This is a genomic window from Candidatus Tisiphia endosymbiont of Ceraclea dissimilis (genome assembly GCF_964030735.1).
GTDB lineage: Bacteria > Pseudomonadota > Alphaproteobacteria > Rickettsiales > Rickettsiaceae > Tisiphia.
In genome coordinates, this window is record NZ_OZ034917.1 from 1,558,339 (window position 1) to 1,579,981 (window position 21,643).

The following is a 21,643-nucleotide window of genomic DNA, read 5'->3' on the forward strand; positions in this document are numbered from 1 at the left end:
AATCCAACTAAATTAACTATGAATGGTTAATAAATGTAGATAAAACAACCTATTGCACATAAAATATGTTGATATTACCTAACTAAAATAAACTCCATAATCTTATCAATCACTTTTTCTGGTGATAGATAAGAAGTATCAATTTCTAAAGTTCCTGGAGAGATAGTTAACGGAGCGATATCACGCTCTATATCTCTTTTATCTCTTGTTTCCAGTTGCTTTAGAACTACATCAAAAAGACATTCTCCATCTTTCTTTTGCAGCTCTTTATACCTTCTTTTTGCTCTAATAACAATATCTGCTTTAATAAAAATCTTTAAATCAGCCTTCGGTGCCACTACTGTTCCAATATCTCTACCTTCCATTACAATTCTAGGAATTGTTTTTATTAATTTTACCAAATATATTCCCAGATTATTTCTTACTTCCGGTATAACGGCAAGCTGTGATGCTATATTACCTACAACCTCACTATCAAGTTCTGAATTTTTTATATATTCCGTGGATTTAGATAATTCAATTATTCTATTTATATCAGTAAGATCAATTTTTTGCTTTATACAAGAAAGAGCAAGGCTTCTGTATACAATACCTGATTGAAAATAGGTGAGCTCAAGTTTTTGTGCTAACATTCGTCCAATTGTACTTTTACCTGATGCCGCTGGACCATCCAGTGCCACTACAAAATTATTGCAGATATCCAAAGCTTGAGATTTTAAGGTCATTTATTCATAATTTTATGCTAGGAGGCTGCCTATAATAACTGAACTAATTAATTATATTTTGAGCTATTTTTCGGCAAGAATAGATATGATTTTTACAGGATAGTGTATCTATTTCAAAAAAATCATGTTTATTCGCAGCCAAAAAGAACCCGATATAGAATTACTTTCGTTATCGCAGACACTCTCGTAGATTTTAGCTGAATATTTAAAATAATGCAAATAAAACTTGAAATTAGGGCTATTATAGATTAGACATGTTACTTGAATATTTTGTTGCTTTAAGTATAAAATTAAAGCAGGAAAAAATAAGGGCGGTTAGCTCAGTTGGTTAGAGCATTACGTTGACATCGTAAAGGTCGGTGGTTCGAGTCCACTACCGCCCACCAGTATTTATCAGCCATTCACGGTTTTTTATAGTCTTAATAACCATTTCATATGTAACTCATATGTCACTTCTCAGACAGAAATCCTAATGTTATCTTTTTAGACTATAGTCTGGTTAGCTATATTTGCCCAAGGCTTCTTCAAGTAATTTTTCTTGCTGCTCATTATGTATGTTCAGTGCCCCAACGGCAGGTGAAGCAGATTCATTTCTACCAACATATTTAAATTGATTATTAATTGACATATCTTTTAGGGTGTCATTTAAGTGGTCTTTAATGAAATTCCACGCTCCCATATTTTTAGATTCTTCTTGACACCAAATAAACTCCTTAGCCTTATTATATTTACCTAATATTTTAATGATAACATCTTTTTCAAACGGATATAATTGCTCAACTCTAATAATTACCATATCTGAAATAGTTTTTTCTTCCCTTTTTTCTAATAAATCATAGTATACCTTGCCACTACATAATATAACTCGTGTTACTTCCTTGGCATTTATCGTCTCATTAATTTCGTCTAGTACAGGGGCAAAGCTTGTATTCTCATCAATATGCGATAGAGGGGATACAGCCATTTTATGTCTTAATAAAGATTTTGGTGACATTACTATTAGTGGTTTACGAATATTACTGTATATTTGACGACGTAATAAATGAAAAAATGAGGCTGGGGTTGTAGGATAGGTAACTTGAATATTATCTTCAGCAGCAAGCTGTAAAAATCTCTCAAATCTTGCAGAACTATGCTCTGGACCTTGCCCTTCCAATCCGTGTGGTAGTAGCACTACTATACCACTCATTCTGAGCCATTTGTTTTCACTACTGGAAATGAATTGGTCAAAAATTATTTGAGCTCCATTAGCGAAATCGCCAAACTGAGCTTCCCAAATTACTAAATTTTTTGGATTAACTAATGAATAGCCATACTCAAAACCTAAAACTGCATATTCAGATAAATTACTGTTAGCAATTTCAAAGTTTGCTTGGTTTTGCGATAAATTATTTAATGGTGTATAGGTACTATTATCTACCTGACTATGCAATACTGCATGACGGTGAGAGAAAGTGCCACGCTCAGAATCCTGACCAGTAAAACGTATTCTGGTACCTGAATTTAATAGACTGGCAAATGCTAATTGCTCTGCAGTTGCCCAATCGATCGGTTTATCTTGCTTTAAAATATTTGCTCTTAATTCAAATAATTTTACAAGTTTAGGATTTAAAGGGAAATCTTTTGGTATTTGACAAAGCCTTATACCAAGCTCTTTTAAAGTATTTTTACTAACACCAGTAGAGAGTATTTTAGCATTTGACCTAGTGTAACCAGACCATAACCCCTCTAAGTACTGAGCTTGTGTTTGATAATTTTTAGCATATTCATACTCTTGATCTAATTTTAGTTTAAATTGTTCTTTTAACGTAGGAAAATGATTTTGGTCAATTATTCCTTCTGCAATCAGTTCATTGGCAAAAACTGTTGCTGGGGATTGTTTATTTTTTATTACATTATACATAGCGCCTTGAGTATACATAGGCTCATCACCTTCATTATGACCGTATTTACGATAGCATATGATCTCAATGACTATATCTCTAGCAAATTTATGTCGGTAATTCACTGCCATATTAGTAGCTTTGAGTACAGCTTGAATATTATCACCATTTACATGTAAAATTGGACTATTAATTATTTTAGCAAATTCAGTAGAATATCTACTTGGTCTGGTATCATAACTATTTGTTGTAAAGCCAAGCTGATTATTAATAACAAAGTGAATAGTTCCGCCAACATGATAAGCCTTTAAATTCGACATAAATAAACTTTCAGCTACTACACCTTGACCACAAAAAGCAGTATCACCATGCACTAAAATACCCATTACTTTTTGACGATTAACATCTTGAATGTTGTCTTGTTTTGCTCGTACTTTACCAGCTACCACTGAGTTTATCGCTTCTAAATGCGAAGGATTATCTGCCATAGAGAGGTGAACCTTAGATTGACCTCTTATTCGATCTGACGAATAGCCAATATGATATTTTACATCACTCGAAATACCTAAATCATTTGACAAGATACTGCCAGTCATAAATCCAGATAGAATAGCTTTATAAGCTTTAGTCATTACCTTAGTTAAGGTACTAAGTCTTCCTCGATGTGCCATACCTATTACGACATCTTCTACTCCATGAACAATAGACATATCTATAGCTTTATCTATAGCTACTACAGCTGCCTCTCCCCCCTCTACTGAGAAACGCTTTGCCCCAGGAAATTTTGTGTGTAGATATTGTTCAAATCCCTCAATTTCTACTAAATCTTGTAGTATATCCTTCTTATCTTGTGTTAATACATTAAAAGTTTGAATGTTACTTTCCATTTGTTCACAAAGCCAGGTTTTTTCATCTTCATTGGTCAGATGATCAAACTCTATAGCAATATCTTTAGCATAAGTTTGATCGAGCAAATTAACCAGTTCACTAACTGTGCATGATTTTATTCCAAAAAATTGATCGTCAATTTCTATAATATTATTCAACTTATCTTTAGTAAAACCAAAATCTTCTATATTAAGCTTCAACTGACTTTTTGTTTTAAGAGCTTCAAGATTCAATGGATCTAGTTTTACTAAATAATGTCCATATTTGCGATAGCTGGCAATCAGCATTTTTACTCTAAGTTTGTTAGTAACAGTAGAAAAATCCGTATCAAGCCCCTCCCCTCTTTCACAAGGCGAAGTGATAATATGAGCAATGCTTTTTGTAACCTGATGGCTATTATAGTCAATTGATGAGAAGTTGGTGACGTCGTCACTCGTCGCTCGCCTATTATTTATAGGCGTCGCTCCATCGCTCCTAGCATCAACTTCTCCTGAATTGACTATATTATTTTCAATATTTTGGAAATAATTTTGCCAGCTTTTATCAACTGCTGTATGATCTGATAAATATAGTTGATATAATTCTTCTATAAAGATAGCATTGCTACCAAATAAAAAGCTGGTTTGTTTAAAGTTTTTGTCCATAACTTCTTATTCCTGATTAGGTTATGTTTATAAACATAGCAGATTTTTTTGCTCCACTAATAGCTGTGTTCATTTTTTTTTTTTTTTGCGGTATTGCTTATTTTTTTTCATTGACCACTACGTGGTCTTGCTATAGGCATATACGTCATTGCGAGCCACCGTAGGTGGCGTGGCAATCGATTTTTAATCATTTATGGATTGCTTCGTCGACCTTACGGTCTCCTCGCAATGACGGTTTCTCAATTATTGTTTTCTTAAACTTATATCTGACGCTTATACGTCATTGCGAGCGAATGTACGTGAGCGTGGCAATCCACGAAGCTTGTTATATTGCTTCGTCGGTTCATGCCCATAGTACTCTACAATTTTTATTCTATAAGTATTAAACAGCATAAAAACGCCATTGCGAGGAGGCGTAAGCCTACGAAGCAATCCATATAGTCTTGATGTATCTATACTAATTCTTATGGATTGCTTTGTCGCTACTAAAGTAGCTCCTCGCAATGACGCTTAGCAGTAAGCTTTTTTACTCATCATAAGGAAATAAATAAAAAATTGTAGAGTACTATGGCTCATGCCTCTTTGCCACGACAGCAAATTTGCTTTACCCTTTTGCTCATAGTAGAATCACCAAACTTTAAATTGTCAATTGATGATTGTTCCAGAGCATGCACCAATAACATATTATTTGCTATGTCAAGCGTTACAGTTCCTGGCGTAAGGGTAATAGAATTAGCATATACTACAAGACTAGTATCGTTTTTTTGCTCTGAATCAATCCACTCAAAAACTGGTTGCAAGTTAAGATTCTTCCGCCATATAATCTTCATTACCCCTAAGCTAGATAGCAGTATTTCTTTAATTAGCCAAGTAAAATATAGTATAGAATGATAATTTAAATAAACCCTACGGGGCATTAAATTGAGTTTTATCGCAAAAAGATAAGTTATACTGACAATAATCGAGGAAATCAACAACGTAAAAATATCTGTAGGTAAACCTGTTAGACCAAACAATATCAATAACAACATAATTAAAGTAAAGATTCTAGTGTGCATCATATCCTTTTATCCCGCTAACAATCGATGTATAGTTAATTGATGAGAAGTTGGGAACTTTGTCACTTATTACTCCTAGCCCCCAATTTTCCTGACTTGACTATAGTTTTAAATTTTTTCATACTAGATCAAATTAACAATATTTGCTATAGTATTATTTAATCTTATTTGTTATATATACTTGATAATCAAGTTTTTTGCAGAGATATCTTTAAACGCAAAATTTGTCATTCCCGCTTAGGCGGGAATCTATTATAGATCCCGCACCGAAGTAGGGATGACAACCATGGTTCTATATTTTATTCAAATCTGCAAAAAAACTTGATTATCGAGTATATAGATTATTATCTTTAACTTAGAACTTACAAAATTGATATTATGGGAATGAGCTTCAGTCACTTATTAGTGATCTTATTAATCATCTTAGTGTTGTTTGGTGCTGGTAAATTGCCTCAAGTAATGTCAGACCTTGCTAAAGGTCTTAAAGCTTTTAAGGAAGGAATGAAAGATGATAAGAAAAAAGATGAATAATGCTAATAGCCTTACTATTTTTACTTTATAGTTAATTTTTCATCAATTGACTATAATCAAAAGCCCTCTATCTAGACCTTCTATATCTTTATACACTTGCTGAACCGTATAGCCATGATTTATAAATATTTCTGTAACAGATGCCGCTTGATTAAAACTAATCTCTAAAAATAATTTACCATTCTGTTTTAAAAAACCCTTAGCTTCTTTAGCAATTATGTAATATGACGCTAAACCATTATTTTCAGCAAATAAAGCTAAGTGTGGTTCATATTTTATGGTTTCAGGAGACATATAAATAGTATCATCAAAGGAAATATACGGTGGATTACTTACAATAATGTCAAATTTTTGCTTTTTTAAATTCTCAAACCAGTTACTATTAACTATCTTAAATCTATCAAAAACCTTATATTTTATAACGTTTTGCCGAGCAATAGCAATAGCTTCATTACTTATATCAGTAGCAGTTACATTAACATTGATATTAGCATTTAGCATTTCTAATAATAAGCTTAAAGCAATACAACCACTGCCAGTACCAAGTTCCAGTATGGTTAGCTCCTCGATGTCATTCTGCTTTGGTGCGGGTTCTAGATTCCCACCTACGCGGGAATGATCAGGAGTATGGGAATAGCAAGGGGTGATACTAATCGAGTTAGCTATAACATCCTTTAAAATCGCATCTACAATAGTCTCGGTATCTTGTCGAGGAATAAGTACTTTATCATTTACGATAAAGTTATAACTATAGAATTCTTTATATCCTACAATATAGGCTATTGGCTCTAGTAATGTTCGCCTATTAACCAGATTATCAAAAATAATTTGCTCTTGTCGGGTCAATTCTTCTTCTGACCTAGCTAATAAATATTCAATAGACTTATTAGTTGCATGTTGCATCAATATGCGTGATTCTAAGTGGGCTGATTTAATACCTACAGCTTGCAGCTTGCTAGCAGCGTTAATTAAGGATTTTTTTATATTCATTCGATTATTTCCGTAATATCCGATGGTAGGGGGGATTCAAATTCTAGCAATTTACCGCTTACCGGGTGGGAAAAACTTATATACCAAGAATGTAATGCTTGCCTCTTGAAATCCATTAATTTTTGTGGTACAATGCTAAAATTGTGGTTAACTTTCCTGCTATTTTTGCCATAAGTTTGATCTCCTACTACAGAATGCTTTAAATGGCTTAACTGTACTCTAATTTGATGAGTTCGTCCGGTAGCAAGTCGACATTCCACCATGCTTATAATACCATTAAAAAATATTTTCTCCGTTTTGTAATGAGTAATTGCCTCTTTACCTCCAAATTTTAAAATAGTCATTTTTTGCCGTAAAATACGGTCTCTACCAATATTATTGCTTATAACCCCTTCTTGTGGATTGATAATACCCCAAACTAAAGCTTTATATTTCCGCACCAAATTACGACTTTCTATCTGACTTGCAAGATGTACATGGGCAAAATTATTCTTTGCTACCACCATAAGCCCAGATGTATCTTTATCCAAACGATGAACAATACCAGGTCTTTCCAGCCCTCCTATGCTAGATAAAGATTTTGCATGGTGTAACAAGGCATTTACCAAGGTATCCTGGTGGTTTCCACTGCCAGGGTGAACGGTCATACCAGCTGCTTTATTGATAACTATTAAATCTTCATCTTCATAAAAAATATCAAGTTTAATATCAGCTTCCTGCATTGTTAATGGATCAGGAGCTTTAAAAAATACTGAAATAATGTCATTCTCCTTGACCTTAAAGTTAGAATCAGAAATAATCAAACCATTAACTTGTACTTGAAAGTCACTTATCATCTTCTGAACTTGGCTTCTAGATGTTTTATCGATAAGTGTTACCACAGCCTTATCAAGTCTAAACCCATCTAAATTTGGGGGTATGTTATATTCTTTCATTAGCTAAAATATTTTAAAATAATAACATGACTCATTTAACAAAAAAAATCAACCAACTAAAATGGTTACAAGCGATTGGTATAGATTATTATTTATCAAAATCAGCTATTACCGGTCATTCCACCCTACCCTTGTCATTCCCGCGTAGGCGGGAATCTAGTATAGATACCTGCCTTCGCAGGGATGACACAAAAAAAGTAAATTGTCATTCCCGCGTAGGCGGAAATCTAGCTCCCGCACCGAAGCAGGATAACATCATTTCGTTGTCTAGGTCTTTGGCTAATTCAGCTAGCAGTTTAGAAGAATTAAAACAGCTATTAATGGATTTTAATGGTTGCGGTTTAAAGAAATTAGCTAATAAAACCGTATTTGCTGATGGCAATCCACAAAGTTCTATCATGTTTATTGGAGAAGCACCAGGTAGTAGCGAAGATGCAGAGGGTATACCATTTTGCGGTGAAAGTGGTAAATTACTTGATAATGTCTTAGCCTCTATCAATATTTCAAGAAAACATAATGCTTATATTACTAACACAGTATTTTGGCGACCACCAGCCAACCGTCAACCAACACAAGAAGAAATAGATATTTGCCGACCTTTTGTGGAAAAACATATCGCTTTAATCAATCCCAAATTAATTATTTTAGTGGGAAATGTTGCGGCAACTAGCTTACTTGGCAAAAATGCTGGTATAAGTAAAATCAGACAAGAATATTATTTATATACCAATCAGTATCTTATCAAACCAATTAAAACCACTGCTATCTTCCATCCTGCCTATCTGCTTAGACAACCAATGCAGAAAAAAACCATCTGGTATGATTTAATAAAAATCCAGGAATATATCAATGCAAACATCACAATTACACATTAATTCTCCAATTATAGTCAATTGATGAGAAATTGGTGGCGTCGTCACTCAATGCTCGCCTATTACTTATAGGCGTCGCTCCATCGCTCCTGCTACCCAATTCCCCTGAATTGACTATATCTACATGTAAAGATAATTGCTATGATAAATAATAGGCGAGCATTGAGCGACGACGCCCCCAATTTCTCATCAATTGACTATAGTAATAGGAATACCAGGGCTACGTTGTCCATAAATTAAAAATTCCTGGTTGCCTTTTGCTCCTAGAATAGGGCTGGGTATTACCCCAAATATGTTAAAATTATAATTTGATTCTAGCCATTGTTGAATTTTATCACATACTTTTTGATGTAAGAGTTGGCTTCTAACAATACCACCATTCCCGACCTCATTCTTGGCCACTTCAAATTGCGGCTTAATTAAGGCAATTAGACGGCAATTATCTTTTGCTAAACCAAATGCAGTGGGTAATATGGTAGTAAGGCTAATGAAGCTGGCATCACAAACGATAATATCTGGTGGCAAACTAATTTGCTCAATTGTTAAATACCGGGCATTAGTTCTTTCAATTACTGAAATTCTAGGGTTATTACGCAGTTTATGATGTAGTTCACCATATCCGACATCTACCGCAAAAATCTTTTCAGCCTTTCTACGAAGCAAAACCTCAGTAAAACCACCGGTACTAGAGCCTATATCTAGACAAATCAGCCCTTGTGGATCAATATTGAAATGGTCTAGAGCAGCAATTAATTTTAACGCCCCTCGTGATACATAATCATGTATCGGGCGTTTTATAATAATATCACGAGTATCAATTGATACTCCCGTACCTGGTTTAGTATTTTGCTGCTGATTAACATATACTTTGCCTTGGATTATTAAGCTTCGTGCGATGTTAATATCATCAACTAATTGGCATTCTACTAAATGCTGGTCAAGCCTTATTTTTTTCATCAATCAAATTTATAGTATCTTGAATACCAAAAAGTTTAACAAAAGACCCAAGCCTTGGCCCTTCAGTTTGACCAAGTAATATTTGATATAATTCTTTAAAATAATCTCGCAAATTATGATAACCATGATTATTACCTATATCATAAATTTTCTCCTGAATCTGTTCGGAAGTACTATCTACTGGTAAAGAAGATAACATAGTGCTAATTTCTTGTAAGATAACTTTTTGCTGAATATTAGGCGTTAAATAGCACTTATTCGCTTTAATAAAGTCATTATAATAACCAATGGCAAAATCTGTTAAATGATCAAGGTACGGAGCATTTTGCGGTGTCGCATCTGGAGCGTACTGACTGATGAATCCCCAAAGTACCGATTTATCTTCCGGATTACAAACTGATGCTAGGTTGAGCAATAGGCTAAAACTAATGCCAAAAGTTTCGATAATAGGCACATTCCCATGATGAATATGGTGTACTGGATTAGCAAAACGCTTTACTTGATCAGTTTCTAAATGATATTTTTTATTAAACGTAATATATTCATCAACATTTTTAGGTATTACATCAAAATGTAAACGTTTGGCTCTTGTTGGATTCTGGTACATAAATAATGCCATACTTTCCATAGGGGCATATTGTAGCCATTGATCAACTGTAATACCGTTGCCTGTAGATTTAGAAATTTTCTCTCCATCTTCATTAAGAAATAATTCATAAAAAAATTGTACTGGTTCAATGCCACCCAAAATTCGACAAATTCCAGAGTATAACCTGGCGTTAGTCATATGATCCTTGCCATACATTTCATAGTCAACTTGTAGCGAAGCCCAACGCATACCAAAATCAGGTTTCCATTGTAGTTTGCAATGCCCCTTGGTCACAGGAACTTCAACCAATTTTCCTTCTTCGTCTTGATAGCTAATAGTGCCGTTTAAACGATCAACTTTGCTAATAGGTACTTGCAGGACAATACCGGTTTTGGGACAAATCGGCATGAAAGGCGAATAGGTTGCTTTTCTTTCGGCTCGAAAGGTTGGTAACATTAGAGCCATTATCTCCTCATATTTGTCTATGACTTTTAGCATCATCTGATCAAATAAACCGGATTTATAACATTCTGTACTACTAACAAATTGATATTTAAAGCCAAATTTATCTAAGAATGAGCGAAGTTTGGCGTTCATGTAATGCCCATAACTTTTACACTTACCAAAAGGATCTGGCACAGATGTCAGAGGTTTGCCAATATGCAATGCCACCATATCAGGGTTGGGGATATTACTTGGAACTTTACGCAGACCATCCATATCATCAGAAAAACAAAACATCTTAGTTGGAATATTCGATAGTTGTTTAAACGCTTCTTGCACCATTATAGATCTAGCAACCTCTGCAAATGTACCAATATGCGGTAACCCTGACGGTCCATAGCCCGTTTCAAATAATACATAGCCTTTAGCTGGGGTTTTGCCGCCCAATTGATCTAATATTCTTTTTGCTTCTAAAAAAGTCCAAGCGTTTGATTTAACCGCATCTTCTAAAATTTCTAGTTCTGACATCTATAATATCCATAAGTTTGATTCGATTTACCAAGATTATAAATATACATGGTTTTTTGTAAATTTATAAATATATCTCTTGAGTTTTTTACAATATTCTTAGACAATAACCGATTAAAAATTATTATTTACTTATGACTATTCCTTCTATTGTACATTTTTTTCGTAAAGATAGCTTTAGAATTTTACATATAACCCTAATTTGCATATGCATCTTTGCCTTATCTTTAGCTTATTTTGTTGAATATATATTACATTTTATACCTTGTCCTTTATGTATTTATCAAAGATTCCCATATTTATTTATCATCAAGATTTCAGTTGTAGCATTAATTATTAAAAAAATAAGCAAATATACTTTATTTTTTATCACTCTAAATTTATTAGGTGCTTGCATATTAGCAGGCTATCATAGTACCGTAGAAAGGGGAATAGTTAATCCAAGTGTTCTTTGTTCAACTTTAATCCATATTCCTAAACACTTATCAATCCAAGATATTAAAGAGATATTTTATAGCCAACCGATCACGAGTTGTACCAAAGCAACAGTTAAATTATTTGGCATATCGATGACAGAATGGAATTTGTTACTAAATCTCTCTTTATTATTTGGTGTACTCCTTACTTGGTTTTATCCTAAGAGGCAGCCTCCTATATCTGAAAACAATATCATTATAGAATAAAATTTGACTAGCACTAAGTATAAATTTAAAAAAATATAATAATTTTTTAAATATTTTATATAGCTAACTCGAGAAGGTTTTAGTCATAGTAAACTAACATCATTACGAGGAAGATTGCATAAGTGTCAGTTCAAGAAAACAATAATTGAGAAACCGTCATTGCGAGGAGACCGTAGGTCGACGAAGCAATCCAGAAAAGTGATTAAAAATGGATTGCCACGCCACCTATGGTGGCTCGCAATGACGACTTTACTAGATTCCGCACCGAAGCGGGAATGATGGTATGGACGAGTGAAGCGAAATATGCTTTACTTGTACGGAGTCAGCTGAAAAATAGTTTTCAGCTGCTCCAAATTAAATAATAATTTAATTAATAGGTCCATACCATGATAAATAATAGCATAAAAAATACTATAATAGGAATAGATTTAGCAAAAAATAGTATGCACTTGGTGCAAGTCGATCAAAATGGCAAAAAAATAGGTTACCAAAAAGTTACAAGAGATGAGTTAATAGCCTATTTAAGCAATCTCGATAAAAGTTCATTGGTAGCTATGGAGGCATGTGGAGGAGCTAATTATTGGTCACAGGAAATTGCTAAGCTTGGTTTGCAAGTCAAACTAATGAAAACAAAAGATGTAAAAGTTTATGCTACATCGAAACAGAAAAATGATTATAACGATGCGTTAGCAATATGCAAAGCGGCTCGTGATCCAGAATTAAAAACTGTGCTACTAAAAAGCAAGGAGGAACAAGATATAAAATTCTTGCATAAAATTAGAAGTAATACGATCAGAGATCGTGTGCAAAAAACTAATTCTACAATATCAAGTTTATGTGAATATGGCTATAATACAAAATTAAGTAAAAATAAATTTTGCAAATCATGTAGGCTGGAGGTAGAGTTAGCGTATAGTAAAGGTTATATAAATTCTGGGGTAAGGTCAATTTTACTTTTAGAATGTAAAGAAATTGAGGATTTATGTGACAAAGAAAAAACTTTAGAAAAGCTGATTATCAGCAATAATAAGCAAAGTGAGAAAGCTACTAGGTTGCAGACAATTTTTGGCATTGGAGCAATCAATGCTAGTTGTTTGAGTGTAGCCCCAATGGAAAGTTATCCAACCCCGAGGGATTTTGCTGCTTCGCTTGGTTTGGTACCAAAGCAACATAGCTCAGGAGATAAGATAGTTTTAGGAGGGATTACCAAACAAGGAGATAGATATGCCAGAACTATGTTGATTCAAGCCGCAAGGACAATAGCAATAAGAGCAAAAAGTGATAAGGAATCAAAAGATAAACTAGTGCAGTGGGCAGTGAAGAAATTTGCTGAAAATAAATCATATAATATTATATGTGTTGGTTTAGCAAATAAGTTAGCAAGGATTGCTTATGCAGTAGTCACCAATGGTAGCGAATATGTTGCAAATTAGTTTAGTTGGAAAAAAAGAAGAAACTATGTCAACTAAATAAAAATTGGTAATTGATAAATATTGTGAGTAAAGAATAGTAACAATAAAGAGAACGAAAGTTAAAGAGTTAATGAATAAGTATTCTGAATAAAATCCGTAATTATGTCGAGGCTCTAGAAGCCGTGGGAATGAGAGGTCACTCAAGGATATTTATAAGAATGCAGAAACCATTATGGCACTTGATGCCGAATATATGACCGCTTCCTTTGTGGCTCTATTTTTTTATTTTCTTTCTTGACAAATTCACTCGTCCATATATGACAGATTTTGCGTTTAAAGATAGATATCGTGACTCGGATATATTCAAATTTCCTTCAAACAACCTACTATATAAAATTAATCACTTTTCCACTTAGTGGAAGAAAATTTTATAGTATACTCAAATAATCACTTATATTGACTATATAGGATTTTTTATACTTGCAAAGTAAACATACATCAATAGAATTAGACCATTAAATTATAAGAGGGATTTATGCTCAATAACATTAACTTCATCAGTAAGGAATTATCAAATAATCAAGCAACTATAGTGTTTATTAGTGAACAGCTGAAATTAGACAGTAATTTATTATTACTTGATCAACAACATCATGGTTTAATTTCTAAAACTATTCAAAATAAATTACTATTTACTGGAAAATTTGGACAAATTAAAATTGTTAATTCTATCGCTAAGGATGGAGAAATAAAATATTTAATTATGGTTGGCACCGGTGATGAAACAAAATTAACAACCTCTTGCATTGAAGAGCTTGGAGGAAGAATCTTATCCTGTAGTACTTGCAGTAAAATTAGTACTATTGGCATAAAAATTTCTCATAATATCGGACAACATCAACCAGCTATTGTTGCTTCTCTTATAGCTAGCGGCTGTTTGCTTGCTTCATATAGATTTGATAAATACAAAACTACTCAAAGTGAAGGAGAAAAATTTGTTGTAGACTCTCTTGAGATTTCTATAGATGATCAGTCTAAAGCAGAGGAATTGTTTAATGATAAAAGATCATTAGCTGAGGCAGTATTTTTTGCCAGAGATATGATAAATGAACCAGCCAATATAAAAACTCCTCAATCTTACTCTGAAAAAATATTAGAACTTCTTGAACCGCTAGGAGTTGAAATTATCATTATCGGTGAAAGAGAAATGAAAAATCTTGGTATGGGAGCTTTACTTGGTGTTGGACAAGGTTCACAAAATGAATCCAAACTTGTAGTAATGCAATATAATGGCTTGGATGATGATACCCCACCTGTCGCTTTTGTTGGTAAAGGGGTTACTTTTGATAGTGGTGGGATTTCTATTAAACCAGCAGCCAATATGGGAGATATGAAATATGATATGGCCGGTTCAGCTGCAGTAGTTGGAGCAATCATGGCTTTGGCTAGTCGTAATGCACAAGTTAATGTGGTCGGGGTTGTTGGTCTGGTAGAAAATATGCCTTCAGGCAATGCTCAACGACCAGGAGATGTGGTAACCACTATGTCCAAAAAAACAGTGGTGGTGGATAATACTGATGCAGAAGGTCGGTTAGTCTTGGCTGATGCAATTTGGTATACTCAAGAAAAGTTTAAGCCTCAATGTGTAATCGATCTGGCTACCCTTACTGGAGCTATTGTTGTCGCTCTTGGTAAAACTTATGCTGGGTGCTTTACCAATAATGATGAATTAGCTGGTAAGCTAATAGATGTTGGCAATAAAGTTAATGAAAAATTATGGCGTATGCCTCTACATAAAGATTTTGATGAGATGATAAAGTCAGACATTGCTGATCTTGCTAATATTGGTAACGTTCCTGGAGCCGCTGGTAGTTGTACAGCAGCTCAGTTTATAGGGAATTTTATTAAAGAAGGTATGGTTTGGGCACATCTTGATATTGCCGGTGTTGCCTATAATAAAAAAGGTAATCCCCTTGGTCCTAGAGGAGCAGTAGGTTATGGTGTAAGACTTCTTAATCAATTTATTCAAGATCACTATGAAAAATAATCAAACAAATCGTATTTTTGTACTTGGGGCTGAAAAAGGTGGAGCTGGTAAAAGTACCTGCTCCATGCATCTAATTACCGGTTTATTGTATAATGGTTATACGGTGGCTAGTATTGATACTGATTCACGTCAGGGGTCTTTAACAAATTATTTAAAGAACAGAGATGATTACAATTTAAAAAACCCGGACAATACGGTTAAAACTTCTCAGCATTTTCATTTGACTGAAAGTCAAGAACAAGTCGTTGCACTTAAAGAAGAGGACGAAAGAACTAGGTTTGAACAGATAATTGAACAGACAAAAAATGCTGATTATCTAGTAATCGATACGCCAGGAAGCTACTCTTTCTTATCTAGATTAGCCCATTCTTATGCTGATACGGTAATTACTCCAATTAACGACAGTTTTCTTGATTTTGATGTATTAGCCAAAGTTAACGCTGACAATTTGTCAATTATTGCCCCATCAATCTATAGTCAAATGATTTGGGAGCAAAAGATGCAGAAAGCTAATCGTAATGGCGAGACAATTAACTGGATTGTTATGCGTAATCGATTAAGCAACTTGGATGCATTAAATAAAAGAAAAGTGGGAGCTGCTCTTGAACAATTAGCAAAAAGAATTAGCTTTAAGATTGCTCCAGGCTTTAGTGAAAGAGTAATTTTTCGGGAATTATTTTTACAAGGGCTAACATTACTTGACTTAACAACAGCTAATCATGGTAAAACACTTAGTATATCTCATGTAGCTGCTCGTCAAGAATTGCGAGATTTTTTAAACTTTCTTGGTATATGAGGCACAACTGTTGAAAGTTAGAAGAGGAAGCGGTTTTAGACCGGATAGTTTAAAAATCGTATGTGGTCAACGTCATTGCGAGCGAACATATGTGAGCGTGGCAATCCATAAATTGTCATATGGATTGCTTCGACCATTACATGGGTTCGCAATGGCGTATATGTTATTAACCACCAAAATATTAGAGGTTTGATGACTTAAAATTTTATAAACTCTAAATCATATCTTAGTATTTCGGAATCCTTTGTAACTAAAGGCATCTTTTCAAATAAACTTTGTGCAATAAGCATTCTGTCAAAAGGATCTCTGTGTAAAAGTGGAATATTTTCTAATTTCAAGATATGTTCCGGAGTAACATTTAGTAATTCATACCCACATTCTTGTAACTGAAGTGCAAATGCATCAGGTAAGATAATTTTTCCTAGTGATTTTTTTATTTGTAATTCCCATAAAGAAACAACACTAGAAAAATAATGTTATTAACATCGGTAAGTAATTTAGTAATTTTAGGGGGTAATTTTTCTGGTTCAGACAATGCCCATATTAAGGTATGAGTATCAAGTAATAATTTCGCAACTAGTCCTTTATCCCTAACCTTGTTGCCATTTCTTCAGACCATTTGTCAAAATCTTTAGTTATTTTAATTTTATCTTTAAATATCCCAAGCCTATTAATAGATTTCATAGGATTATATTTAATGATTTTAGCAATTGGTTTCCCTGCTCTTTCAATAATAACCTCTTCATTTTTGTCTTCTACTTCTTTTAGTAGAGATGACAAGTGAGCTTTTGCAGAAGTAATGTTTACTGGATACATAAAGTTTGCTCTACTGTTTACTAAGATTAATATTAGTTCAATTAAACATGTTTAGCAACTATAATTAAGCAATCCAGCAGGGCGATTTAAAAGTCGCAACTTTAAGTTGCCATAACTTTAAATAGTTTGTATCTATAATTATTAAAATTTTCTCTGGTTTCAGTAATTTTGTTTGAAAATAAAGTTATTACAGAAATAGTTATTGCCCGGAGTAATGACATTACCAAGGGAGCCTTTCCTATACTTATAGTTGACTTATCTTCCCCAAAAACTGTATCTTTGACCCAATTCAAATTATTCTCACATGACCAATGATTCTTATTGAACTTTAGCAAGCTCTTTGGATTAAACTTGCTTCCGAGACTTGTTATCATAAACACATTCTCTTGTTCATAGCTATTAGTTTTATTTTTCTTATCTCGCTCTCGGCTAATTTTACATATTTGTTTGATCTGCCGAACGAAAAAAATAAGCAATATCGCAAAAATAATGAAAATAGCTATTAGTGGAGCATAAAAATCTGTTATATTTATAGATATAACCGAATTTGCAATAGGTTATATCAAATTCAGGTTAACTAAGTAGGGATAATAAATGTCAGAATTTACCAATTTGCAATATTACAAAAAAAAGGAAGCTGGAGCTAATGAAGCTGGAGAATTAGGTGGAATATATAGTAGCCAAAATGATATTCTGTTTATGATTAAAAAGGAAAATAAAGCTGAAAAAAATATATCAGAGTTTTTGGGTTCCCAAATTTTTCAAGCAACAAATCCAGAGCATGGTGCCAAAGTTTCGCTCATTGTACCTAATCATCTTACCGAAAAAGTAAATCAGCAAAGAGGAATGCAAAATGATGGGTCTGAAGTATATGTGCAATCTGAGTTTTTTAAACATTACAGTGGAGACATGTATGTAGACATGGATAACCGTATGTCTACAAAAACTAAGCCAAGCTGTTGGTTGCGAACAAAAGAAGGAAGACCATTTTTTATGGGAACAAGAGAGTTATTGTCAAAAACTTTAACTAAAGCTTTTAAAGAACTTCATTATAGTGATTTTGATAAAATAGCTCCAACTAGCTTATTAATAGGCGATTTTGATATTCATACAGGTAATATAGGAGTTGTAAGAGATCCTAACAATTCTACTATCCCTCCTAGACTAGTTAGGTTAGATTTTGCTGGAAGTTTTGACCAATTAGATGATGAGATACGTCCACATTCTTGGTCTAGACATCTACCCTTACTAGGACCAACTAATCATTTTAGAGAATTTCCAAGTACCCTAAAGTATAATGATTTATTTGTAAAAGGTTTACTTGATACTGCACAAGTTGATTTAAACAATACTATTGACAATAGCTTCGTTGAATTATCAAAATATTATAGTGATAAAGCCCTAGCAAATTGGGCAAAAATGGCAATGAGCCAAAAATTTAACAATATATCTCCAGAAAATATAAAGATTGCTGATATTAAAGATGCTCTTAAAGAAACTATGCAAAAGAGACAACAATCATTAAAAGAATACGGGTTGCAAATTAAGCTCGGTCTTTTAGTAACAAGGGGAAAAATTAATAAGCCAGAATTAAAAAAATTAATCAATGAACAGTTTGATTATTTTAGTAATATAATTGATCAAAGCAAAAAACTAAGACTAAGAAAAAGAACTAAAGAAAAATATATAGATTATATTTTAGGTAATAAAACTCGAGAAGTACTGTTAATTAAAGAAATAGCTCAAATAGTAAAAGAGCAAAAAAAAGCACTAACAAACCCTACTTTAGAAAGAACTGATCTATCTGTACCAATATCTATAGTCAATTCAGGAGGATTGGGTAGCAGGAGCGATGGAGCGACGCCTATAAGTAATAGGCAAGCGACGAGTGACGACGTTCCCAATTTCTCATCAATTGACTATAAAAAAGCACTAGATGTTATGCATATTAGTGATGCGATAACAACAACTACTGAAACTCAAGCTACTGAACAGACTGCACCCTACAAAGTAGCTCCATCTGAAATAGTACCAGCCATAGTAGCCCCGATTAAAGTAGATTTGGTAACATTGGCTTTTAGGCAAGAAATTATTGCTAAACAACAAACAACATTAAAAAACATCCTTGCTGAAGCAAATATTACAGCAATCTCAGTGGCTAATCTTGCTATTAATTCTCAGCAATTTAAAGAATTTGTAGAAAATAACAACGAATTAATACAAAAAACCTGGGCTAGCTCTATTACAAAGAGTACTGTGACTCAAGCAATGAATGATGAAGTGCAAAGCTATGCAAAAATCCACCATGCTAATAATTTCAAACCGTTAACTTGGAGCAATCAAACACCAATAGACAATACCACTGATACCAGGTCAAGGGTTATTAAAGTCAAAGATGAAGAATTATTTAAATTAACAGAAACTAAGGTTAAAACCTCTACTAAAGTAATTTTAGAAGATGGAGTAACGGAAACAGAGATTAGCAATTATCGCAATATTAATTTGCCATTAGCCATCAAACCATCTGGTACAGCAGTGCATCTTTCATTTCCAGTGCAAAATGAGAAAGGTGAAAATATTGAGGTCTCAAAGGCACTTTATTTTACTACTCACTATAACGAGCAAGGAAAACTAGTAGAAATAACCAACCCATTATCATTAAAGTTTACCAGTGATGATAAAAATGCTATGGGATATATACAAAGAGGGAAGCATATTTACACTATCCCGGTGACCAAGGGTCAATATGAAGCAATGCTACAAGAAGTAGCAAAGAATCAAGGATGTAATATCAATATATCGCAAACTATTCCCTCTGAGGCAAGTGACTTGCTAATACATAATAGTGAATTAAAGCAAATTCAGAGTAACTTAAAACGTCATATAACCAATACACCAACTAAGATAATATCATCAATGCCCAAGACATCATCTCAACAGCAAATTCGTAATAGAACTTGAAAATAATACAGTTAATTTTCTTCAATCAATCATGGTTATGTTAAAAAATTATTATTTTTTACACTTGAAAAAGATAATCTTAGCTGATATAAAACAAACAGCTTTGTATCTATAGTCAAATGCTTTGAAGAATTATTTTTTGAAAATATATTGCTTTTGAGATTTAAAGAATTATAAAAATGAATGACAAAGAACTGACCATGATATTTGTAAAAAGCAATTCTTGAAAGCTTGCGAATATACGCACCCTTAGCTCAGCTGGATAGAGCAACGGATTTCTAATCCGTAGGTCAAAGGTTCGAATCCCTTAGGGTGCGCCATTCTTCGATTTTGGTACATTTTACGAACATGTCAAACGGTGGACGTAGCTTAAAGTCTAGCTTCCCGTCTTTCAATTCTAGGTTCGCAAATACAAAATTTATTAATTTGCGTTTTCCTTCAACAGTCGAACCTTTGAATGTTTCTAGTGAGCCGGAAGCCAATTCTACTAAGCTGATCAGGCATTCTGAAAATTTATCATCGGCATTGTCGTGACTTGCTATTTCGTTGACAATATCCTCACGTTTTTTGGTTAATTGCTGACGTTTTTCTTCATACACTTCTTTTGTCAGATCGCCATCTAAAAATAAATCTGTTAGCTTATCCATACGAGTTTTCATCTTTGTGTGTTCAGATTGTAATTCAGATATACGGTTCTTATGGTAATCTTGTTCAATGTTAGCTGAGCTTTTTATATAAGATATTACTTCTTTCAGTAACTCAGGCTCTAATCTTAGTGTTTCAAAAACCTTTTCTACTTCTTTTAATATTATTTCTTCTTTCACGTATATTCTCCTATTATGGTTATTAGAATCCCAGGTTCTTAAATATATCCATTCTTCAGTTTTACCATTTGCATATGTTTTCTTTTTAGTTTCAGTAGTAGCTAGCCTACCAGTAGCTACACATTTTATTAATCCTCTAAATATATACTCTTTTTCTCCATATTTAAATGGTTTTTTGTTCCAACCAAGTCTCACTGCCTGGCAAGCATCAAATACCTCCTTGGTAATAATAGGCGGGTAGATATGTGGGTATTCTTTTTTAGTTTTTAATATTCTCATTACTCCATAGTAAAATGGATTGGTAATAATCGAATAAATATGCGATTGACATAACTGACCTTGATTACCTCTAGCATTACGTAATCCCCATTCTTTTGTCTTCTCTAGCATCTCAGATAGAGTATGAGTACCTGTAGCATATGTTTCAAATACTTTTTTTATCAAAGGAGCACGATCTGGGTCAACTATTATTTTACCTTTGCCTCTATCTCTGCTATTATTGCTTTTTATATGCAAATAGCCTATAGGGGCTGTACTTATCCACTCTCCTTGACGGAGCTTTTGAGCAATACTACGATTTACGTTATCTCTAAGGTTATCTACGTAAGATTGAGCCATCATGACAAACATATTCCACACCATTTTTTCTTGCGAAGTGGAATATTTATGAATAATACAATTTTCTGTATAAAAATGTAATTCAATTTTTTCTCTTTCAATTAGATCATTTAATAAAGGAGTTTCGTTATAACTACGTTGTATTCTATCTACTTTATCAGCTACTATTGCTATAACTTCTTTATGCTTTTTAGCAAAGTCAACAGTTTCCTGGAACTTTTTACGATTACCTACTGTTGATGATTCAGAAAATTCAAAGGTTTTTAAGATTTCTAAACCTTTACGTATACAATATTCCTGTAATCTATATTTTTGAGCTTCTATAGAGTATCCTTCTTCTTGCTCTTTTGAAGAAACTCTAGCTAATATTACTGCTTTCTTGGCTTTTTCTGTCATAAAATTTCTCCTATTTTAGTTAATAAGTTTTGGATTAAGGGTGCAA

At 33.4% G+C, this 21,643-nt stretch carries 18 protein-coding genes and 2 tRNA genes; 9 read left to right on the forward strand and 11 right to left on the reverse strand.

Annotated elements, in window-relative coordinates:
* Positions 1–74: 74 nt before the first annotated feature.
* Positions 75–725 (reverse strand): (d)CMP kinase, encoded by a 651-nt coding sequence (gene cmk, locus ACQH1V_RS07365; RefSeq protein WP_425360318.1) that lies wholly within the window; start codon positions 723–725, stop codon positions 75–77.
* 309 nt (positions 726–1,034) lie between these two features.
* Here cmk and ACQH1V_RS07370 point away from each other — a divergent pair.
* Positions 1,035–1,111: transfer RNA gene (locus ACQH1V_RS07370), tRNA-Val, on the forward strand.
* A 113-nt stretch (positions 1,112–1,224) separates the two neighbouring features.
* Here the strand turns inward: ACQH1V_RS07370 and ACQH1V_RS07375 are convergent.
* Both ACQH1V_RS07375 and ACQH1V_RS07380 read right to left on the reverse strand, forming a co-directional pair.
* Complete coding sequence (locus tag ACQH1V_RS07375; RefSeq protein WP_425360319.1) at positions 1,225–4,140, reverse strand: 2-oxoglutarate dehydrogenase E1 component; 2,916 nt, start codon at positions 4,138–4,140, stop codon at positions 1,225–1,227.
* A 572-nt stretch (positions 4,141–4,712) separates the two neighbouring features.
* The gene (locus ACQH1V_RS07380; protein ID WP_425360320.1) at positions 4,713–5,201 is read right to left on the reverse strand and encodes a Na+/H+ antiporter subunit E; all 489 of its coding nucleotides are present in this window, start codon (positions 5,199–5,201) and stop codon (positions 4,713–4,715) included.
* 375 nt (positions 5,202–5,576) lie between these two features.
* On the opposite strand from ACQH1V_RS07380, the gene tatA reads away from it, so the two are divergent.
* Positions 5,577–5,729 carry a twin-arginine translocase TatA gene (tatA, locus tag ACQH1V_RS07385; protein ID WP_094648787.1) on the forward strand — a complete coding sequence of 51 codons (153 nt, stop codon included), beginning with the start codon at positions 5,577–5,579 and terminating at the stop codon, positions 5,727–5,729.
* Positions 5,730–5,771: 42 nt separating this feature from the next.
* Here the strand turns inward: tatA and prmC are convergent, their stop codons facing one another.
* Positions 5,772–6,719 carry a peptide chain release factor N(5)-glutamine methyltransferase gene (gene prmC / locus ACQH1V_RS07390; RefSeq protein WP_425360321.1) on the reverse strand — a complete coding sequence of 316 codons (948 nt, stop codon included), beginning with the start codon at positions 6,717–6,719 and terminating at the stop codon, positions 5,772–5,774.
* Positions 6,716–7,654: an RluA family pseudouridine synthase gene (locus ACQH1V_RS07395; RefSeq protein WP_425360322.1), complete on the reverse strand. Its 939-nt coding sequence runs from the start codon at positions 7,652–7,654 to the stop codon at positions 6,716–6,718. The genes prmC and ACQH1V_RS07395 overlap by 4 nt, the downstream gene beginning before the upstream one ends.
* A 26-nt stretch (positions 7,655–7,680) precedes the next feature.
* Between ACQH1V_RS07395 and ACQH1V_RS07400 the strand changes: the two genes are divergently transcribed.
* A complete protein-coding gene (locus ACQH1V_RS07400) occupies positions 7,681–8,529 on the forward strand; it encodes a uracil-DNA glycosylase family protein (RefSeq protein ID WP_425360323.1) in 849 nt (282 codons plus the stop codon).
* Between the two features lie 186 nt (positions 8,530–8,715).
* On the opposite strand, the gene ACQH1V_RS07405 is transcribed toward ACQH1V_RS07400, so the two are convergent.
* Entirely contained in the window at positions 8,716–9,483 is a 768-nt protein-coding gene (locus ACQH1V_RS07405) for a TlyA family RNA methyltransferase (RefSeq protein WP_094648782.1), read from the reverse strand.
* Positions 9,464–11,044 carry a lysine--tRNA ligase gene (locus ACQH1V_RS07410; RefSeq protein ID WP_425360324.1) on the reverse strand — a complete coding sequence of 527 codons (1,581 nt, stop codon included), beginning with the start codon at positions 11,042–11,044 and terminating at the stop codon, positions 9,464–9,466. The genes ACQH1V_RS07405 and ACQH1V_RS07410 overlap by 20 nt, the downstream gene beginning before the upstream one ends.
* A 134-nt stretch (positions 11,045–11,178) precedes the next feature.
* Between ACQH1V_RS07410 and ACQH1V_RS07415 the strand changes: the two genes are divergently transcribed.
* From ACQH1V_RS07415 to ACQH1V_RS07430, 4 genes are all read left to right on the forward strand, one after another.
* Positions 11,179–11,727 (forward strand): disulfide bond formation protein B, encoded by a 549-nt coding sequence (locus ACQH1V_RS07415; protein WP_094648781.1) that lies wholly within the window; start codon positions 11,179–11,181, stop codon positions 11,725–11,727.
* Between the two features lie 386 nt (positions 11,728–12,113).
* Positions 12,114–13,160: an IS110 family transposase gene (locus ACQH1V_RS07420; RefSeq protein WP_425360001.1), complete on the forward strand. Its 1,047-nt coding sequence runs from the start codon at positions 12,114–12,116 to the stop codon at positions 13,158–13,160.
* A gap of 514 nt (positions 13,161–13,674) precedes the next feature.
* Complete coding sequence (locus tag ACQH1V_RS07425) at positions 13,675–15,186, forward strand: leucyl aminopeptidase (RefSeq protein WP_425360325.1); 1,512 nt, start codon at positions 13,675–13,677, stop codon at positions 15,184–15,186.
* On the forward strand, positions 15,176–15,982 hold the full coding sequence (locus ACQH1V_RS07430; RefSeq protein WP_094648779.1) for a division plane positioning ATPase MipZ: 807 nt from the start codon (positions 15,176–15,178) through the stop codon (positions 15,980–15,982). Before ACQH1V_RS07425 ends, ACQH1V_RS07430 begins: the two co-directional genes overlap by 11 nt.
* 197 nt (positions 15,983–16,179) lie before the next feature.
* On the opposite strand, the gene ACQH1V_RS07435 is transcribed toward ACQH1V_RS07430, so the two are convergent.
* The 3 genes from ACQH1V_RS07435 to ACQH1V_RS07445 all read right to left on the reverse strand — a co-directional run bounded on the left by ACQH1V_RS07435 (position 16,180) and on the right by ACQH1V_RS07445 (position 17,172).
* Positions 16,180–16,419: a type II toxin-antitoxin system VapC family toxin gene (locus ACQH1V_RS07435; protein WP_425360905.1), complete on the reverse strand. Its 240-nt coding sequence runs from the start codon at positions 16,417–16,419 to the stop codon at positions 16,180–16,182.
* Positions 16,420–16,558: 139 nt separating this feature from the next.
* Positions 16,559–16,798, reverse strand: a complete 240-nt coding sequence (locus tag ACQH1V_RS07440) for a type II toxin-antitoxin system Phd/YefM family antitoxin (protein WP_094648777.1) — start codon at positions 16,796–16,798, stop codon at positions 16,559–16,561.
* Between the two features lie 101 nt (positions 16,799–16,899).
* Entirely contained in the window at positions 16,900–17,172 is a 273-nt protein-coding gene (locus tag ACQH1V_RS07445; protein WP_341748984.1) for a hypothetical protein, read from the reverse strand.
* A 220-nt stretch (positions 17,173–17,392) separates the two neighbouring features.
* On the opposite strand from ACQH1V_RS07445, the gene ACQH1V_RS07450 reads away from it, so the two are divergent.
* On the forward strand, positions 17,393–19,759 hold the full coding sequence (locus ACQH1V_RS07450) for a Sca4 family protein (protein WP_425360326.1): 2,367 nt from the start codon (positions 17,393–17,395) through the stop codon (positions 19,757–19,759).
* 243 nt (positions 19,760–20,002) lie between these two features.
* A tRNA-Arg gene (locus tag ACQH1V_RS07455) sits at positions 20,003–20,079 on the forward strand.
* Here the strand turns inward: ACQH1V_RS07455 and ACQH1V_RS07460 are convergent.
* Positions 20,050–21,597, reverse strand: a complete 1,548-nt coding sequence (locus ACQH1V_RS07460; protein WP_425360327.1) for a recombinase family protein — start codon at positions 21,595–21,597, stop codon at positions 20,050–20,052. The genes ACQH1V_RS07455 and ACQH1V_RS07460 overlap by 30 nt on opposite strands.
* Between the last annotated feature and the right edge of the window lie 46 nt (positions 21,598–21,643).

Bases quoted from the DNA above. Each gene is read 5' to 3' on its own strand.
- cmk (WP_425360318.1), bottom strand. From the start codon at position 725: ATGACCTTAAAATCTCAAGCTTTGGATATCTGCAATAATTTTGTAGTG.
- ACQH1V_RS07375 (WP_425360319.1), bottom strand. From the start codon at position 4,140: ATGGACAAAAACTTTAAACAAACCAGCTTTTTATTTGGTAGCAATGCT.
- ACQH1V_RS07380 (WP_425360320.1), bottom strand. From the start codon at position 5,201: ATGATGCACACTAGAATCTTTACTTTAATTATGTTGTTATTGATATTG.
- tatA (WP_094648787.1), top strand. From the start codon at position 5,577: ATGGGAATGAGCTTCAGTCACTTATTAGTGATCTTATTAATCATCTTA.
- prmC (WP_425360321.1), bottom strand. From the start codon at position 6,719: ATGAATATAAAAAAATCCTTAATTAACGCTGCTAGCAAGCTGCAAGCT.
- ACQH1V_RS07395 (WP_425360322.1), bottom strand. From the start codon at position 7,654: ATGAAAGAATATAACATACCCCCAAATTTAGATGGGTTTAGACTTGAT.
- ACQH1V_RS07400 (WP_425360323.1), top strand. From the start codon at position 7,681: ATGACTCATTTAACAAAAAAAATCAACCAACTAAAATGGTTACAAGCG.
- ACQH1V_RS07405 (WP_094648782.1), bottom strand. From the start codon at position 9,483: ATGAAAAAAATAAGGCTTGACCAGCATTTAGTAGAATGCCAATTAGTT.
- ACQH1V_RS07410 (WP_425360324.1), bottom strand. From the start codon at position 11,044: ATGTCAGAACTAGAAATTTTAGAAGATGCGGTTAAATCAAACGCTTGG.
- ACQH1V_RS07415 (WP_094648781.1), top strand. From the start codon at position 11,179: ATGACTATTCCTTCTATTGTACATTTTTTTCGTAAAGATAGCTTTAGA.
- ACQH1V_RS07420 (WP_425360001.1), top strand. From the start codon at position 12,114: ATGATAAATAATAGCATAAAAAATACTATAATAGGAATAGATTTAGCA.
- ACQH1V_RS07425 (WP_425360325.1), top strand. From the start codon at position 13,675: ATGCTCAATAACATTAACTTCATCAGTAAGGAATTATCAAATAATCAA.
- ACQH1V_RS07430 (WP_094648779.1), top strand. From the start codon at position 15,176: ATGAAAAATAATCAAACAAATCGTATTTTTGTACTTGGGGCTGAAAAA.
- ACQH1V_RS07440 (WP_094648777.1), bottom strand. From the start codon at position 16,798: ATGTATCCAGTAAACATTACTTCTGCAAAAGCTCACTTGTCATCTCTA.
- ACQH1V_RS07445 (WP_341748984.1), bottom strand. From the start codon at position 17,172: ATGATAACAAGTCTCGGAAGCAAGTTTAATCCAAAGAGCTTGCTAAAG.
- ACQH1V_RS07450 (WP_425360326.1), top strand. From the start codon at position 17,393: ATGTCAGAATTTACCAATTTGCAATATTACAAAAAAAAGGAAGCTGGA.
- ACQH1V_RS07460 (WP_425360327.1), bottom strand. From the start codon at position 21,597: ATGACAGAAAAAGCCAAGAAAGCAGTAATATTAGCTAGAGTTTCTTCA.